Source organism: Kitasatospora sp. NPDC097643, from assembly GCF_040302625.1.
Classification (GTDB): Bacteria; Actinomycetota; Actinomycetes; order Streptomycetales; family Streptomycetaceae; genus Kitasatospora.
This window is the reverse complement of record NZ_JBEOSA010000006.1, coordinates 173947-189978: the sequence shown is the minus strand read 5'-3', so window position 1 is coordinate 189978 and position 16032 is coordinate 173947. Positions and strand designations below refer to the sequence as shown.

The window sequence follows — 16032 nt, the reverse complement described above, 5'->3', positions numbered from 1 at the left end:
CACCGCGGGCGCAGAGGACCATGCGGTACGACAACCATCTCGTCGGAGGTTACTCGCCGTGGGCCGTCCGGACCTGGTGGAGAGCCCACGGCGGGCCATCCGGCGTACCCGGCCACGCGGTGTGCCCACGGGAGTACAGCCGGTGCGGCCCCCGCACCTACCGCTGGTGCGGCCCCCGCGCCTCCCGCCGGTACGGCCGTTACACGTAGAAGCGGGTGATCGTCTCGGCGACGCAGTGCGGCTTCGCGCTCTCCGCGCTGGTGATCGTGAACCGCACCACCGCCTGGACCCCGCCCGGCACCTCGGTCGCCGAGACCAGCTCCGCGGTGGCCCGGATCGCCGTGCCCACCGGCACCGGCGCCGGGAAACGCACCTTCTCCGAGCCGTAGTTCAGCGCCATCCGTACGCCCTCGACGCTGTAGCACTCCTTCGCCAGCACCGGGATCATCGACTGGGTCAGGTAGCCGTGCGCGATGGTCGAGCCGAACTGGCTCTCCTTGGCCCGCTCCGGGTCGACGTGGATCCACTGGTGGTCGCCGGTCGCCTCGGCGAACAGGTCTATCTGCCGCTGCTCGATGGTGTGCCACGCGCTGGTGCCCAGCTCGGTGCCGATGGCGGCGGTCAGTTCGGCGAGGGAGGCGAAGCTCGTCACGGGTGCGCTCCTGGGGGGCGGTGATCAGGACGTCGGCAGGGTATGCCTACCCGCAGGTATCTGTCAGGAGGGAGCGGGGCTCCGCCTCAGGACCGCAACGCCCCGCGACCGGCCGGGAGCAGTCGGCGGCCGCTCACCAGCTCCGGCACCAGCGCGACGAACAGCGGCTCCGGATCGCCCACCCACGGCCGCAGGCCGGACCGCAGCGCCCGGCGCACCTGCTCGGGGTCGCGCACCACGTCGGCCCGCCCGTGCACCAGCACGCTCCAGCCGGTGCGGGTGACCGGGTCCAGCAGGTCCGCCTGGAAGGCCACCACCGTGCCGTCAAGCCCGCGCGCGGTGGCACTTCCCCGGCGCACGGCGAGCACCAACCGCCCGTCCAGGACCTCGAAGGAGACCGGCAGGACCGCGGGCAGCGCGTGCTCGGTGTACACCACGCGCCCGACGGGCACGGTGCTGAGCAACCGCAGGCACTCGGCCTCGCTCAGGGTCTCCGCACGCTCGTCAAGCTCCATGCGTCCGATCGTCCTCCGGTCGGCGCGCGGACCGATAGGGCCCATGGTCCCGGAGCGGGCGGGCCGGGAGCCCCGACGGCGGCGGCCCGGGGCGATAGCCTGCCCGGCGGCGGTTCGGTACGCGCCCTGGGAGGCCGGAGCGGCCGACGGCCGGTACTGCGGTGGGCGGACCCGGGTGTGCCGGGGCGGCGAGTGAGGGGGCGTGGGGATGGCGGGTGGGGTCGATCTGGTGGTGATCGGGGCCGACGGCGGACCCGATCGGGGCTTCGGCGGTTCGGCGCTGGCGGCGGGCGGGGCCCGGCTGCTGGCCGAGGTGCTGCCCGGGATGTGCTTCGACACCGGTTCGGCCGGCTGTCGGGTCACCACGGTGGAACCGGGCGCGGACGCCAACGCGATGCTCACCGCCGTCCGGGAGGCCGCCCAGCACCCGGGCCGCTGGCTGGTGGTCTGCCTGGTCGGCCAGTTGACGGCCGATCCGCGCGGGCGGCGGCTGGCCCTGGTGACCGGCGGCAGCACCGCCGACAACGCCTACCGGCGCGGCCTGGCCTGGGACTGGGTGGTCAGCGCGATGGTGCACGGCGACCAGGAGGAGGCGCTGCTGCTGGTCGACGCGGTCGCCGACCGGGACACCTGGGCGGCGATCGAACGCGGCGGCGGCGAGGAGGGCGCGGGCGAACTGCTGAGCTACTCGCGCGTCCCGCTCTGGGGCCGGATCGGCCGGTACGCCCCGGGCAGACGCGGCCGGGACGCCGTACTGCCGGGCGGCGAGGGCTCGTTCAGTCACGCCCTCACCACCGTGCTGCGCCAGGGCGTCCCGGGTGCGCCGGCCGCCGTCGCGCCGCTCGACCTGCAACCCGCGGTGGCCGCGTTGTTGGACGGCGGCGACGGGCCCGGTAGTTCGGGTGCGCCGGGCGCGCGCCTGCTCGTTCCGCCGCAGGGCGGGCGCCTGTTGATGCGCAATCGGGCCGCGGTTCGGGGCGCATTGGCCGGATTGTCGCTTTCCGAGGAACTGTTGGCCGTTCTGTGGCGCGAAAACGCCCCGACGGAACCTCCTTCCGCGTAAGGTCAGGGGGCCTGAGGTGTTGCCGTGATGGGGTGGGTTGGCGAAGAATCGATGCCCAGCGGAAACACCGGCGGGACGGCGGAATTCTTCTGGCGGCCAGTGATCACGGATCGGCTCGGTCGCGACGAGGTGGGGCGATGCGGCAGCTCGGAAATGTGTTGCGCCCTGGGGCGGTTGGGGCCGGTGGGATGGTTCTGGCGTTGCTGCTGGGCGCTTGTGCGAGCGGTGGTGCCGACGGTTCCGTCGATCGTCTCGGGACGGGTGCGCCCACTGTTGCGGGCGTGAACCCGGTAACTCCTTCGAGTGGTTCGGTAAACGCCACGAACGCGCCGACCGAAGGGCCGGAAGGCGCCCTCGGCCGACTGGCGTTGAAGACCTATCAGGACTGGTGGAACGCCCAGGCCGAGCTGTTCGGGCGCACGGATTCGGACGGCCGCGATCTGGAACCGTACTCCTCCGGGCAGGCCCTTACCGACAGCCTCGTCAGCCTGCGGCAACTCCACGACGGGAAACTGGTGATGACCGGCACCCCGCGGAATTCGGCCGTGGTCAAGGCCATTGACCTGAAAGCCGATCCGCACACCGCCGTGATCGAGGACTGCGTCGACCTGACGGACTGGCATCGCGTCGACGCGGTCACCCGGACGCCGAAAGATCCGGCCGGGCGGTTGAACCGGTACGTCGCGACCGCCTCCCTGCGCTGGTTCCAAGCACGTTGGCTGATCCATGACTTCAAGCGGGAGGTGGACCGGACATGCTGAACACGCGGAAACCGGCCCGGCGATTCGCAATCCTCGCACCGTTGTCCGCCGGGTTGCTGTTCTCCTCGGCGGTGTCGGCGACGGCGGACGAACCACCGGACGCGGGTGCCAAGCAATGTGCCCCCAACATCATCTGCCAGGACGCCAATACCGGGGGGAAGAAGCCCGTTCCCGGACCCACGCCGACCGGCGGTGGCGGCGGTGGGGGCGGCGGCGTCGAGCTGTGCATGTACCACGACAAGGTGTACGCCTGCCACGACCCGGAGTTGGGCTGGTTCAGCGGCGGCTGCTACTTCCGCCCGATGGACAATCCGCCGGCCGAGGGGGCCGAGGAGTGGCAGGGGCACAAGGCCTCGGAGGGCGCGCTCTACACCAAGGTCTGCCTACAGGACGACGGCACCCAGGACGGCGCCAAGATCGTCTTCCTGAACCAGGCACCGGCCAAGCCGGCCCCGATCGACCTGGCGGACGAGGGCCGGCGCCTCGCCGACCAGATGGTGTTCCCGGACCCGGTGGCCGGTGTCGCGCCCAAGGGCACGGCCGTGGTGCACACCCCGGTCTGGCTCTGGGTGGAGGGCATGACGGCGCCCGCGCCGAAGAGCCTCGGCGTCCCCGGCGCCTCGGTCACCGTCACGCCCAAACTGCGCGGCGTCACCTGGGATTTCGACAAGGACCTCACTCCGGTCAACTGCGCCGGCGTCGGCACGCCGTACGAGGAGAAGTACCGCGACGGCAAGTCCCCGGACTGCGGCTACGAGTTCGCCATCGGCTCGGGGAAGCGGAAGTCCGGCGTCTTCGACGGCACGGTGACGGCGCACTGGGTCGGCGAGGTCGTCGTCACCGGGCCGAACGCCAAGACCTTCGACATCGAGATGGGGCGGGCCGCCACCTTCTCGCTCCGGGTCGCCGAGGTCCAGGTGCTCAACTGACCGTCACCCAGCGGCGGCGGTCGGGCCGGTGGCCCGACGACCGACGACTGACCACCCGCAACCAGGACAACCCGTAACGAGGACGAGGGAAGGGCGGAACCCGGTGGAGAACCGTACATTCGCGACGCCGGGAACCGGCACACCCGCGGGCGCGGCGGTGTCCGTGGCCGTCCCCGAGCAGGGGGCCGGCCAGTCGCAGGGCCGGGGCCCCGGCCGGCGCGGCAAGGGCGGTGGCAAGGCCGGCGCCAAGGCGGCGGGCGCGGGCGAGGGCGGGGCCGCCCCGCACACCCCAGGCCGGAACCTGCGGGCCCGGCGGCGCCGCCCGGCCGTGCTGGCGATGGCCGTGGCGCTGATCGCCGCGGGCGGGCTCGGCGGCGCCGTCCTCTACAACAGCACCGGCCAGCGGGTCGCCGTGCTGGCGCTCGCCCGGGACGTCCCGTGGGGGCAGGTGATCACCGAGGACGACCTGGTGGTGGCCCGGATCGCCACCGACCCGGCGCTGCGGCCGGTGTCGGCCAAGGACCGGGCGGGCGCGGTCGGCATGCGCGCCGCCACCGACCTCAAGCGCGGCGCGATGCTCACCAGGACCGACCTCGCGCAGACCCTGACCGTCCAGCCCGGGCAGATCATGGTCGGCGTCTCCGCCAAGCGCACCCAGCTCCCGGCCACCCGGCTGGCGCCCGGACTGCAGATCGTCGTGGTCTACACCCCCGACAACGCCAAGGCCGAGTCGATGGCCGCCACGGTCATCACGGTCGGCCGGGTGGACACCGACGGCAGCCAGGTGATCGACGTGGCCGTCGGCGCGGCGGACGGGCCCCGGCTGGCGGGCTGGGTGGCCAGCGCCCGGATCCAGGTGCTGCTGGCACCGCGCGCCGCCGGCGCGGCCGCGCCCACGGCAGGGCCGTCCGGGACGCCGTCCGCGGTGCCCTCCGGGGCGGCCACCGGGGCACCGTCCGGCGCCGCCACCGGCACCGCGGCGCCGTCCGGGGCAGCCCCCGGGGCGGGTGGTGCCTGATGGCGGTGATCGCGGTGGTCGGCGGCCCCGGCGCGCCCGGCGCCACCACCTCGGCGCTGGCGCTGCTGCTGGCCTGGCCGCTGCCGCCCGGCCGGCGGATCCTCCTGGTCGAGGCCGACCCGGACGGCGGCGCGGTGCTCGCGGGCGCCCTGGAGGGCCGCGTCGAGGCCGTGTACGGGCTGCGCAACCTGGCCGTCGCCGACCGGCGCGGACTGCTCGCCCAGACCATCTGGGAGCAGCTGATCGACCTGTCGCCCGAGGGCACCGCCGAGCGGCTCCTGCTGCCCGGGCTCACCGACCCCACCCAGGCCCCGGGCCTCGCCTACACCTGGGAACCGCTCGTCGAACTGCTGCACGGCCTCGAACAGCAGGGCTACGACGTCATCGTCGACCTCGGCCGCTCCGGCGCCACCGGCATGAGCGCCGTGCTGGCCCGCCGGGCCGACCTGGTCGCGGTGACCGTCCGCACCACGCTGCGCGGGCTGAGCTCCGCCCGGCCCCGGCTCGCCGCGCTCGCCGAGGACCTGGCCACCGCCGGGACCGGGGCGGACGCGCTCGGCCTGCTGCTGGTCGCCGAGGGGCCGTACTCGGGGGCGGAGGTGTCCCGCGAGTTCGGCCTGCCGGTGCTCGGGCTGCTGCCGCACGCCGTGCGCACCGCCCGGGTGCTCTCCGACGGCGGGGACACCACCGACCGGCGCTTCATCCGCTCGGAGCTGATGCGGACGGCGCGTTCGGCGGCGGACGAGGTGCAGCTGGCGGTCCGTCGGCGGCGGCAGCGGCTGGCGCCGAACGCCGCGGCGGCGCCGGGCCGGACCGCCGCGCCGCTGCCCGCGGGGCCGTCGCCGGCCGGGCCGGTGTCGCCCGCCTCGGCGGCCTCGGCGGCCTCGTCCGTGTCGCACGCTTCGCACACCTCGCACGCGTCGCCCGGCTCGCCGGTGCCGCCCGCTGCCGCCGGGCCGACCCCGGCGGCGGCCCACGCGGGTCACCCGGGCCACGCGGCCCAGGCGGCTCAGACGTCCTACGCGGCCCAGACGTCCTACGCGGCGCAGGCGAATCACGCGGCCCAGACCTCCTACGGGGCGCAGGCCGCCCAGTCGGCGTACGGCGGCGGGAGCGAGGGCGAGCCGCTGTCGTACACCCCGCCGCAGCCGGTCGCGCCGGTGATCACCACCGGCCCGGTGGCCCCGCTCGCCGGGCTGGCCCCGCAGCCGGCCGCGCCCGCGCCGTTCCCGGCGCACGTCCAGGCGCCGCAGCAGCCGTACGGACCGCAGGGCGGGCACGGGCAGGAGCCCGGGTACGTCCTGCAACCGCCGTCCGCGGGACAGCAGTACGCCTACCCGGCCCAGCAGACCCCGCACCCGGGACCGCAGGCCCCGGACCCGCAGCAGCCGGCGGACGACGGCCGGCAGCCCGCCGGGACACCCGACCAGGAGCCGCAGAACGGCCGTCCGTACAACCCCGGGGAGGTGCTCCGTGCGCGGTAGCCCCCTGCACCAGCACCCGACGGCCGACCCGGCCGCCCTGCCCTGGGCCAGCCCGGCCCAGGCCTACCAGCCGGGCCCGGTGGCCCCGCAGCCCGCCCCCGACCAGACGGGTCGGCCCGCGCCGAACGTGCACGCCCACCCGCACCCGGGCGGCGCCGCCACGCCCACCGCCGTCCCCTCCCAGCTGCCCTCGCTCGACCTGCGCGGCGCCGCCACCCGGCCCGCCGTCGACCCGCAGGTGGCCCGCGAGCTCAAGCGCCAGGTCGCGGCCGAACTGCACCAGCAGATCACCCGGTTGACCGCCGCCTCCGGCGCCGAACCGGACCGCGCCACCCGCCGCCAGCGCGGCCGGGCGCTGATCGAGGAGGCGGTCGCCCGCTGGTCCGACGCCTACGCGCAGACCCACGGCATCCCGCCCACCCGCGAGCAGGACCGCGCCCTCGCCGAGGCCGTCTTCGACCTGCTGTTCCGGGCCGGACGCCTCCAGCCCTACCTGGACGACCCGGAGATCGAGAACATCCTGATCAACGGCTGCGACGACGTCTGGGTCTCCCGGGTGCACCAACCCCTGCGCCAGGTCCCGCCGGTGGCCGACAGCGACGCCGAACTCGTCGAGCTCCTCCAGGACCTGGCCCGCCAGCACGGCGGCGGCGAACGCAGCCTCTCCACCGCCAGCCCGACCCTGGCCCTGCGCCTGGAGGGCGGCATGCGCCTCCAGGCGCTCACCGAGGTGACACCCCGCCCGTACGTGGCGATCCGACGTCACCGGGTGGCCTCCGCGACGCTCCCCGAGATGGTCGAACTCGGCACCCTGGACAGCACCTTGGCCGCCTTCCTGGCCGCCGCCATCCGGGCTCGGAAGAACGTGATGATCACCGGTACGCAGGGCGTCGGCAAGACCAGCCTGCTGCGCGCGATGGCGGCCGAGATCCCGCCGGACGAGCGGATCGGCACCCTGGAGTCGGAGTTCGAACTCTGGCTGCACACCCTCGGCCACCTGCGCCAGGTCGTCCCGATGGAGGCCCGCGAGGGCAACGGCGAACGCGTCGAGGGCCGCCTGGCCGGCGAGTTGACGATCGGCGACCTCATCCCGGCCGCGCTGCGGATGACCCTCTCCCGGATCATCGTCGGCGAGGTCCGCTCCGGCGAGGTCGTCCCGATGCTGCGGGTCATGACCAACGGCGAGGGCGGCTCGATGTGCACCCTGCACGCCCGCGGCCCGCAGATGGTCGTCGACCGCATCGCCGAACTCTGCCTGGAGTACGGCTCGCACATGACCGACTCGCTCGCCTACCGCCTCACCGCCAACGCCCTGGACCTCATCGTGCACGTCACCATGGTCGACGAGACCGCCGTCGGCGGCCGCCGCCACCGGTTCGTCTCCCACGTCCTGGAGGTCACCGGCCTCGGAGAGAGCGGCCGGCCCGCGCTCAACACCGTGTTCGGCCCCCGGCTGGAGATCGGCGAGCCCCGGGCCGTCCCGCACACCCCGCCGCAGTGCCTGGACGACCTGCGCCGGGCCGGCTTCGACGCCTCCCTGCTCGGCTCCCGGTACGGGAGTTGGGCCACCCCGCTCCAGCTGCGGATCGGCGGTGGCGCGCGGTGATGCTGCTGTACGCCCTGTGCGGGCTGGCGGTCGCGGGCGGCCTGGTCGCCCTGGTGGCCTGGGCCCGGGGCAGCGAACTCCCCGACGAGGACGAGACCGCCGAGGAGCCGGACAACCCGCTCGCCGGGCGCGCCCACGTGCTCTGGTACGGCGCCCCCGGCGCGGCCCCCGCCCGGATCTTGCGGCTGCGCCGGATCCAGCTGCCGCTCGCGCTCATCGGCGCGCCGCTGGCCTGGCTGTTCACCGGCATCCCGCTGACCGCGCTGCTGGTGCCGCTGGCCGTCTTCGGCCTGCCGTGGCTGTTCGACGCCACCCGCCCCGACACCCACCGGATCGAACGCCTGGAAGCGCTCTCCGAGTGGACCCAGCGCATCGCCGACGTGCTGCTGCTCGGCGTCGGCCTCAACCAGGCCATCGTCACCAGCCGCCGCACCGCCCCCGCCGCCCTGGAGGAGGAGATCGGCGAACTCGCCGCCCGCCTACAGGCCCGCTGGCGGCCCGAGGAGGCGCTGCGGGCGTTCGCCGACAGCATCGCCGACGCCACCGCCGACAAGGTCCTCGCCGCGCTCGTCCTGCGGGCCGGGGACAGCGGTCCCGGCCTGGCCCGGGCGCTGTCCGACATGGCCGACTCGGTGCGCGAGGAGGTCCGCCAGCGCCGCGCCATCGAGGCCGACCGGGCCAAGCACCGCACCACCATCCGCTGGCTGGTCGGCATCATCCTGCTGGTCGTCACCGTCGGCTCGTTCAACACCGAGTACACCCGGCCGTACGGCACGCTGCTCGGCCAGATCGTGCTCGCCGTGGTGGCCGCGCTGTTCGTCGCGATCATCGCCTGGATGCGCGCCCTCGCCGCCCACCCGCCGGTGCCCCGGCTGCTGACGCCCGACCGGCGCAGCCGCGGCGGGCGCCGGGTGCCGGTGCGCGAGGACGAGCCCGGTGAACTGCTCGGGGAGGTTCGGTGATCTCCCCCTGGTCCGTGCTGGCCGGCGCCGTCGCGGCCGGCGGCCTCGCCCTGCTGATCGCCGAACTCCGGCCCGCGCCACCCGACTTGCGCCAGGCCCTGGACCGGCTGCACCGCGCCCCCGCCGACCGGATCGAGGACCCGGACCAGCGGGCGCCCTGGTACGACCGGATCGGCGAACGCTCGCTGGGCCTGCGTGGGGTGTCCATCCCGCGCCGCGAACTCGCCCTGATCGGCCGCACCCCGGCCCGGTTCATGGTGCACAAGCTGCTGTTCGCGGTGATCGGCCTGGTGCTGCCCGCCTACCTGGGCGCGATGGCCGTGCTGATGGACACCGGCCTGCCCTTCGCGCTGCCCCTGGTCGCCGGGCCGCTGCTGGCCGGGCTGCTCTGGTTCGTCCCCGACGCCATCGTCCGCGGCGAGGCCAAGGAGGCGCGCACCGAGTACCTGCACGGCGTCGCCGCCTACCTGGAACTCGTCGCGCTGGAACGCGCCGCCGACTGCGGCCCCGCCGAGGCGCTGCGCCGCGCCGCCTCGGTCGGGCGCGGCACGGTGTTCCGGCGCATCCGCGACGCGCTCGACCGCGCCGCCACCGACCGGCTCCCACCCTGGGCCGGACTCGACGCGCTGGCCGCCGAGTTGGGGCTCAGCCCGCTCCAGGACGTGGCCGACATCATGCGGCTGTCCGGCACCGACGGCGCCGCCGTGTACGACACGCTCCGGGCGCGGGCCAAGGGCCTGCGCGGCGAACTCCTCGCCGAGGACCTGGCCCGCGCCAACGCCGACAGCGAGCGGATGGTCGCGCCCGGGGCCGCCCTGACCCTGCTGATGACCGTCCTGATCGTCTTCCCCGCGCTCCACCAGATGCTCAACTGACCCGCACGCCGGCGAGTTCCGCCGGCGAGTTCCGCCACCGAGCAGCTGACACCACACCACATCCCCCGGGAGACCCGATGACCGTCCGACTCGCCCACCTGGCCGGCAGGCTGATCAGGCCCGCCCTGCTACCCGTCCAGTTCGCGATGCTGCTGTTCACCCTCCGGCTCGGCCGGCTGCGGGCCGCCCGCGCCCGCGGTGACCGGGGCGCCATCAGCATCGAACTCGCCCTCGCCATCATCGCGTTGGTCTTCGTCGCGGGTGCCGTCGCGACCGCCCTGTACCTGCTGAAGGACAAGGTCGTGACCAAGGTCCAGCAGGACCCGAACCTGCCGGGCGGCGCGGGCGGCGCCACCAAGTGACGTACCGACCTCGCCGCCGGGGCGACCGGGGGTCGATGAGCGTGAGCCTCGCCATCGTCTTCCCGGTCGTCCTGCTGCTCCTGCTGCTCGTCGTCCAGGCCTCGCTGTGGTGGTACGGGCGGCAGCTCGCCCTGACCGCCGCGCGCGAGGGCGTCGACGCCGGGCGGGTCCAGGGGAACGTGGCGGACGAGGCGAAGAACACGGCGGCGAAGCGGCAGGCCGAGGACTTCCTGGGCCGGCAGGGCGTCGGCTCCTACGAGGTGCGCACGGACGGCAGCACGCCGGAGCTGATCCGGGTCACCGTGGAGGTCAGGCCGCCGCTGCTGATCCCCGGGCTGTCGGCGCCCGCCATCCGGCAGTTCGCCGAGGCGCCGCGCGAGCGGTTCGTCCCGCCGGTGGCGGTGCGGCCGTGAGGCGGGCCGACCGGGGGGCTCGGGCGGACCGGGGGAGCCTCGGAAAGGAGCGGGGGAGCCTGGGAAGCCGGGGGAGTCGGTTCGGGCGCCGCCCCGCGTGGTGGCCGGTCCGTCGGCGGGACGTCGGCGGGGTGGCGATCGAGGCGGCCATCGTCGTACCGCCCGTGGTCGGGCTGATCCTGGTGGCGGTGGCCGCCGGACGGGTGCAGACCACGGCCGGCACGGTGGAGGCCGCCGCCCGCGCCGCCGCCCGGACGGCCTCGATCGGGCGCAGCTTCACCGAGGTGAAGGCCTCGGCCGTGGAAACCGCCGAGACCACGCTGCGCCAGCAGGGGGTGTCCTGCCGGAACCAGGACATCCAGGTCGTGCGGGGCACCCTGGAGATCCGGCCCGGCGAACAGGTCGACACCGTCCGGGCGACGGTGGTGTGCGAGGTCGAACTCGCGGACCTGATCGGCGGACCGTCCGGGATCCCCGTGACCAAGCGCCTCGTCGGCGAGTTCACCTCGGTGGTGGACCGTTACCGGGGGACCTGACGGCGTGCGCGCGGTGCAGGGGCGAGGAGCCGGCCGGCCCGGGGGATTGGGGACGGCCCGGGCGGGGGAGACGCAAGCGGAGAGCGCACGGGGGATGACGGGGCGGAGCCGGACGGTGCCCGGTGGGGGCCGGTGGGGAGCAGGCGGTGCGGAAGGGGGAAGGGCGATGACCATGCGGGGGCCCGGCCGGTGGCCCGCTCGGCGGCTTGCCCGGCGATCTGCCCGATGGCCTGCCCGCGGGCCTGCCCGGCGGCGGTCCGACCGGGGCGCCGTCGCGCTGTTCGTGGCGATCTGCGCGGCCTACGTCGTCCTCGTCATCGCCCTCGTGATCGACGCCGGCGGCCGACTGCGGGTCGCCGAACGCACCGACGCCTACGCCCAGGAGGCCGCCCGGGTCGGCGGCCAGGAGCTCGACCGGGCCGTCCTCCTCCAGGGGAAGGGCTTCAAGGTCCAGAAGGAGTACGTCAAACAGGCCGCCGACGCCTACCTCGGCCTGTACCACCTCCAGGCCGACGACGTCGAGTTCTCGGAGGACCGCAAGGTCGTCATCGTCACCGTGCGGGCCGACTACCGGCCCGTGCTGCTGGGCGCCCTCGGGGAACGGAAGGTAACGGGCAAGGGCAGTGCGACCCTCGTCCACGGAGTCGAGGAAGCGGAGACCGACTGATGGCCGCGCCACGTGCCAAGGACCAGGCCCGAACCGCCAAGGGCCGGGCTCGAACCGCCGATGGCCGCGCCGGCCACCGGGCCACCGGCAGGACCGGCAGGACCGGCGGGACCGCCGCCCCGGTGCCCCGGCCGCCGCGTGGGCGCGGCCGCGGCGTCGCCCTGATCACCGCGCTCGCCGCGCTGGTCACCCTGCTCGCCCTGGTGCTGGGCCTGCCCGCCCTGCTGCTCTACGGCACCCGGGCGGTCGCCGCGATGGGCGACGTCGCGCCCGACGGCGTCGGCGAGGCGCTCACCGCCCCGGACGACGGGCGGCTGTTCCTGTGGCTGCTGGTGGTGGTCGGCTGGCTCGCCTGGGCGTGCTTCGCGTTCTCCGTCCTGCTGGAGATCCCCGCCCAGCTGCGCGGCCGGATCGCCCGCCGGATCCCCGCCTTCGGCTGGAGCCAGAAGCTCGCGGCCGGTCTGGTCGGTTCGGTGCTGGCGCTGCTGCCGGTAGCCGGGTCGGCCTTCGCGGCCGTCCCCGATCGGGCCCAGACCGCCACCGCCCCGGCCCAGTTGACCGCCGGGGTGCAGCGGGCCGCGCTGCCCGCCGCGCAGGCCGCGCCCGCCCTGACACCCGCCGCCGAACAGCACCCCGGCTACACCGTGCGCGACAGCCGCCCCGCGGACAGCCTCTGGTCCATCGCCGAGCGTCAACTCGGTTCGGGTGAACGGTGGGTGGAGATCGCCAAGCTCAACGACGGGCGGGTGATGGACGATTTGGGCACCCGCTTCGACGCCGAACGGCCCATCCAGCCCGGCTGGGAACTGCTGATGCCGGCGGACGCCAAGCCGGACGAGGCCAAGTCGGGTGCGAACGGCGGGGGTTCCGCTTCGGCCCCGGCCCCGGCCCCGGCTCAGGCTCCGGCGCCCTCGCAGGCGCCGCAGTCCGGGGTGGACGGGGGCGGCGCGCACGACTCGGGCAACGGCTCGGCGCACGGTTCGGGGACGGTGACCGTCAAGCCGGGCGACAGCCTCTCCGTCATCGCGGAGCGGGAGTTGGGCGACGCCGAGGCGTGGCCGAAGCTCTTCGAGGCGAACAAGGGCGTGCAGGCGCCGGACGGGGAACGGCTGACCGACCCGGACGTGGTGGTGCCGGGGATGGTGCTCACCGTGCCGGGGGCGACACCGGCACCCGCGCCCGCTCCTGCACCTGCGCCCACCCCGGCTCCGGCTCCCACGCCGGCTCCGGTACCTGCGCAGCAGACCCCCGCCACCCCGGCCCCCGCGCCCACCCAGGCCGCACCGACCCAGGCCGCACCGGCCCCCGCCACCCCGGCGCCCACCCACGCGCCCGCGCATGCCCCCGCCCCCGCCGCGCACGCCGAACCCGCGCCCGACGACGACTACACCGTCGCCCTCGCCGCCTCCACCGTCGGCGTGCTGCTCGCCGCCATCATGATCGGCACCGTCGCCCACAAGCGCGGCACCCAGCTGCGCGCCCGCCGCCCCCGGCACCGCATCACCATGCCCGCCGCGGAGGCCGCCGCCTTCGAGAACGAGCTCCGGGCCCGCCAGGACGACGCCGGCCTCGACCTGCTCGACCGCGCCCTGCGCACCATGGCCCGCAACACCGTGCGCGGCGGCAAGCGCCTGCCCGCCATCGTCGCCGCCCGGATCACCCCCGGCCGCACCATCGAACTGCACCTGTCCGGCCCGGCCACCCCGATCGCGCCGTTCCGCGCCGCGCACGCCGCCAACGTCTGGTGGTGCGGCGCCGACTCCGGCGACCTGCTCTCCGCCGCCCAGGCCCGCAAGACCGCCGCGCCCTACCCCGCCCTGGTCACCCTCGGCACCTCGCCCGACGGCTCGGTCGTCCTCGCCGACCTCGAAGCCGTCCGGCTGCTGCACCTCTCCGGGCACCCCGACGACGCCCGCGACATCCTGCGCACCCTCGCCGTCGAACTCGCCCACAGCCCGCTCGCCGACCGTCTCCACCTGCACCTGGTCGACCTCGCCGAGGAGGTGCCGATCAGCGGCCCGGCCGCCGAACGCGTGCACCGCCACCCCACCCTGGAGGCCGCGCTCGCGGCGCTCGGCCCGCGCACCGCCAAGGCCCGCGCCACCCTGGTCGCCGCCGAGGCCGCCAGCCCGCGCGACGCCCGCAGCCGCGGCCAGGCCGACGAGTCCTGGACGCCCGAGATCGTGCTCTGCGCCCAGCAGCCCGGCGGCGGCCTGCCCGCCGAACTCGGCCGGCTGCTCGACGCCCGCCCGCGCACCTGCGTCGCCGTGGTCACCCGGGCCCCCGAGCGCGGCACCGGCCCGGTCGCCCGCTGGACCCTGCCGACCACCGGCCAGGCCACCATCCCCGGCCTGCACCTCACCGTCGAACTCCAGCGGCTCAGCGACCACCAGTACGAGCAGGTCGCCGAACTCCTCCGGGCCGCCGAGGACACCACCCAGCACCCGGCGCCCGCCTGGACCCTGGACGGTCCCGGCCTCGACCCGGACGCCGACACGGACGAACTGCCCGCCGCCGTCCCGGTCCTGGCCACCGTCGGCGCGCCCGCGGCCGCGGGCGGGACCGCCGCGGCCGGCGGCGAGGGCGGTACGGACGCCGCCGCGGGGCCCCGGCTGCTCGCCCGGGTCATCGGCACCGGCGTCAGCCCGTTCGCCGGCACCGACCCGGTGACTCCGGTGCCCGGCCCGGCTGCTGCCCTGATTCCGACGGTGATGCCAACACCGGCCCCGATCCCGTCGACCGGGAGCGGGCGACACGCCGTCAACGGCCAGGGCCGGCAGGCCGCGGCCGCCGACGAGACGACCCGGGACCTGCGGCGGCCGGGCGCGGCGGACCCGACGGAGGGCGAGACCGCCGCCGACGAGCTGGTGGACGCCTCCGTGGACGCCGCTGCGGAGGCCTCTGCGAGTGCTTCCGTGGACGCCCACGTGGACGACGTGGTCGACGCCGCCGCCGACCCCGTCGCCGATCCGGTCGCCGGTCCGCAGGACCCGGCCACGGGTGCCGCGCCCACCGGCCTGGTCGTGCCCGGTGTGGTCCGCCCGGTCCAGCCCGTCGTGCCGCAACCGCCCGTCGAGCCGGCCCCGACCCACCAGAGCGCGCCGCCCGCGCCCACCGGCACCGACCCGCGCGTCCCCGCCCGCCCGGCCCCGACGCCCGATCCCGTGCCGGTGCCCGAGTCCGAGTCGGCGCCCGCGCCCGCGCCCGTTCCCGGGCCCGCCGCTGTCGCCCCGGTGGCCCCGGTCGCCCGGACCACCCCCGGCCGCAGCGACAGCGAGGACCTGCTCGCCATCCTCCGCTCCCCGGAGGCACACGCCACCCGCAACGCCCCCCGGATCCGCCTGCTCGGCCCGGTCGACGTGGCCGGCACCCTCGGCACCGCCGAACCCGGCGCACTGACCCGGCTCACCGAACTCGCCGTCTACCTCGCGCTGCGCCCCGGCGCCGACCAGCACGCCCTCGACCACGACCTGCACCCCGGCGCAGCCCACCTCGACCCGCACCCCACCGCCGCCGACGCCAAGAGCCCGCTCCCGGGCAAACTCGCCGACCTGGCCGCCTGGTTCGGCACCTCGCCCGAGGGCCGCGCCCTCCTCGCCACCGACACCACCGAGGGCTACGCCTTCGCCCCGGCCGTCACCTGCGACTGGGACGAGTTCCGCAGCCTCTACCGGCGCGGCATGCGCAGCACCAGCGCCACCGCCGACGCCGCCCTCGCCCACGCGCTCGCCCTGGTCCGGGGCGCACCGTTCGCCGAGGCCCCACCCGCCTCCTACGGCTGGGCCGAGGCCGAACGCCAGGACATGATCGCGGCGATCGTCGACACCGCCCACGAACTGGCCGCCCGCCGGCTCCAGTACGGCGACCACCGCAGCGCCGAGGCCGCCGTCTTCCGCGGCCTGGCCGTCGCCCCGGACGTCGAACTCCTGCACCGCGACCTGTTCTACGCCTACGCCTCGGCCGGCGCCCGGGACCAGCTGCTGCGCGCCGTCAACCGGCTCGACGCCCTCAGCCGCCGCACCGGCCGCGACCTGGACGCCGACACCGTGGCCCTGCTCCGCGACCTCCTCGCGGGCTCCTGACCGGCCCGGCCCGTCGCGTCGCGTTGCGTTGCCAGGAGGGCCCGGCCCCGACCGGGTGGCATCCGCCGATGCCACCCGGTCGGGGTGGCCGACCGTCAGTCGTGGAG

15 protein-coding genes are annotated in these 16032 nt (G+C 75.8%); 13 read left to right on the top strand and 2 right to left on the bottom strand.

Going from position 1 to position 16032, the window contains the following annotated elements:
- Nucleotides 1–199: 199 nt before the first annotated feature.
- Both ABTY15_RS06795 and ABTY15_RS06790 read right to left on the bottom strand, forming a co-directional pair.
- Nucleotides 200–652, bottom strand: a complete 453-nt coding sequence (locus ABTY15_RS06795) for a MaoC family dehydratase (RefSeq protein WP_350577160.1) — start codon at nt 650–652, stop codon at nt 200–202.
- An 86-nt stretch (nt 653–738) separates the two neighbouring features.
- Nucleotides 739–1167, bottom strand: a complete 429-nt coding sequence (locus ABTY15_RS06790; protein WP_350577157.1) for a pyridoxamine 5'-phosphate oxidase family protein — start codon at nt 1165–1167, stop codon at nt 739–741.
- Between the two features lie 208 nt (nt 1168–1375).
- Here ABTY15_RS06790 and ABTY15_RS06785 point away from each other — a divergent pair, with 208 nt between their 5' ends.
- From ABTY15_RS06785 to ABTY15_RS06725, 13 genes are all read left to right on the top strand, one after another.
- On the top strand, nt 1376–2230 hold the full coding sequence (locus ABTY15_RS06785) for a hypothetical protein (RefSeq protein ID WP_350577154.1): 855 nt from the start codon (nt 1376–1378) through the stop codon (nt 2228–2230).
- A 137-nt stretch (nt 2231–2367) separates the two neighbouring features.
- Nucleotides 2368–2991 carry a hypothetical protein gene (locus tag ABTY15_RS06780; protein ID WP_350577151.1) on the top strand — a complete coding sequence of 208 codons (624 nt, stop codon included), beginning with the start codon at nt 2368–2370 and terminating at the stop codon, nt 2989–2991.
- Between the two features lie 41 nt (nt 2992–3032).
- On the top strand, nt 3033–3920 hold the full coding sequence (locus tag ABTY15_RS06775) for a hypothetical protein (protein WP_350577149.1): 888 nt from the start codon (nt 3033–3035) through the stop codon (nt 3918–3920).
- A gap of 103 nt (nt 3921–4023) precedes the next feature.
- On the top strand, nt 4024–4938 hold the full coding sequence (locus tag ABTY15_RS06770) for an SAF domain-containing protein (RefSeq protein ID WP_350577147.1): 915 nt from the start codon (nt 4024–4026) through the stop codon (nt 4936–4938).
- A complete protein-coding gene (locus ABTY15_RS06765) occupies nt 4938–6422 on the top strand; it encodes a CpaE-like family protein (RefSeq protein ID WP_350577144.1) in 1485 nt (494 codons plus the stop codon). The genes ABTY15_RS06770 and ABTY15_RS06765 overlap by 1 nt, the downstream gene beginning before the upstream one ends.
- On the top strand, nt 6412–8028 hold the full coding sequence (locus tag ABTY15_RS06760) for a TadA family conjugal transfer-associated ATPase (RefSeq protein WP_350577142.1): 1617 nt from the start codon (nt 6412–6414) through the stop codon (nt 8026–8028). The genes ABTY15_RS06765 and ABTY15_RS06760 overlap by 11 nt, the downstream gene beginning before the upstream one ends.
- Nucleotides 8028–8990, top strand: a complete 963-nt coding sequence (locus ABTY15_RS06755; protein WP_350577136.1) for a type II secretion system F family protein — start codon at nt 8028–8030, stop codon at nt 8988–8990. The genes ABTY15_RS06760 and ABTY15_RS06755 overlap by 1 nt, the downstream gene beginning before the upstream one ends.
- A complete protein-coding gene (locus tag ABTY15_RS06750; RefSeq protein WP_350577133.1) occupies nt 8987–9865 on the top strand; it encodes a hypothetical protein in 879 nt (292 codons plus the stop codon). The genes ABTY15_RS06755 and ABTY15_RS06750 overlap by 4 nt, the downstream gene beginning before the upstream one ends.
- 77 nt (nt 9866–9942) lie before the next feature.
- The gene (locus tag ABTY15_RS06745; protein WP_350577130.1) at nt 9943–10227 is read left to right on the top strand and encodes a hypothetical protein; all 285 of its coding nucleotides are present in this window, start codon (nt 9943–9945) and stop codon (nt 10225–10227) included.
- Between the two features lie 35 nt (nt 10228–10262).
- The gene (locus tag ABTY15_RS06740; protein ID WP_350577128.1) at nt 10263–10640 is read left to right on the top strand and encodes a TadE/TadG family type IV pilus assembly protein; all 378 of its coding nucleotides are present in this window, start codon (nt 10263–10265) and stop codon (nt 10638–10640) included.
- Nucleotides 10641–10771: 131 nt separating this feature from the next.
- Nucleotides 10772–11176, top strand: a complete 405-nt coding sequence (locus tag ABTY15_RS06735; RefSeq protein ID WP_350577125.1) for a TadE/TadG family type IV pilus assembly protein — start codon at nt 10772–10774, stop codon at nt 11174–11176.
- A gap of 283 nt (nt 11177–11459) precedes the next feature.
- Nucleotides 11460–11843: a hypothetical protein gene (locus ABTY15_RS06730; RefSeq protein WP_350577117.1), complete on the top strand. Its 384-nt coding sequence runs from the start codon at nt 11460–11462 to the stop codon at nt 11841–11843.
- Nucleotides 11843–15925, top strand: a complete 4083-nt coding sequence (locus tag ABTY15_RS06725) for a BTAD domain-containing putative transcriptional regulator (protein ID WP_350577114.1) — start codon at nt 11843–11845, stop codon at nt 15923–15925. The genes ABTY15_RS06730 and ABTY15_RS06725 overlap by 1 nt, the downstream gene beginning before the upstream one ends.
- Nucleotides 15926–16032 lie beyond the last annotated feature (107 nt).

Bases quoted from the DNA above. Each gene is read 5' to 3' on its own strand.
- ABTY15_RS06790 (WP_350577157.1), bottom strand. From the start codon at position 1,167: ATGGAGCTTGACGAGCGTGCGGAGACCCTGAGCGAGGCCGAGTGCCTG.
- ABTY15_RS06785 (WP_350577154.1), top strand. From the start codon at position 1,376: ATGGCGGGTGGGGTCGATCTGGTGGTGATCGGGGCCGACGGCGGACCC.
- ABTY15_RS06780 (WP_350577151.1), top strand. From the start codon at position 2,368: ATGCGGCAGCTCGGAAATGTGTTGCGCCCTGGGGCGGTTGGGGCCGGT.
- ABTY15_RS06765 (WP_350577144.1), top strand. From the start codon at position 4,938: ATGGCGGTGATCGCGGTGGTCGGCGGCCCCGGCGCGCCCGGCGCCACC.
- ABTY15_RS06755 (WP_350577136.1), top strand. From the start codon at position 8,028: ATGCTGCTGTACGCCCTGTGCGGGCTGGCGGTCGCGGGCGGCCTGGTC.
- ABTY15_RS06745 (WP_350577130.1), top strand. From the start codon at position 9,943: ATGACCGTCCGACTCGCCCACCTGGCCGGCAGGCTGATCAGGCCCGCC.
- ABTY15_RS06740 (WP_350577128.1), top strand. From the start codon at position 10,263: ATGAGCGTGAGCCTCGCCATCGTCTTCCCGGTCGTCCTGCTGCTCCTG.
- ABTY15_RS06725 (WP_350577114.1), top strand. From the start codon at position 11,843: ATGGCCGCGCCACGTGCCAAGGACCAGGCCCGAACCGCCAAGGGCCGG.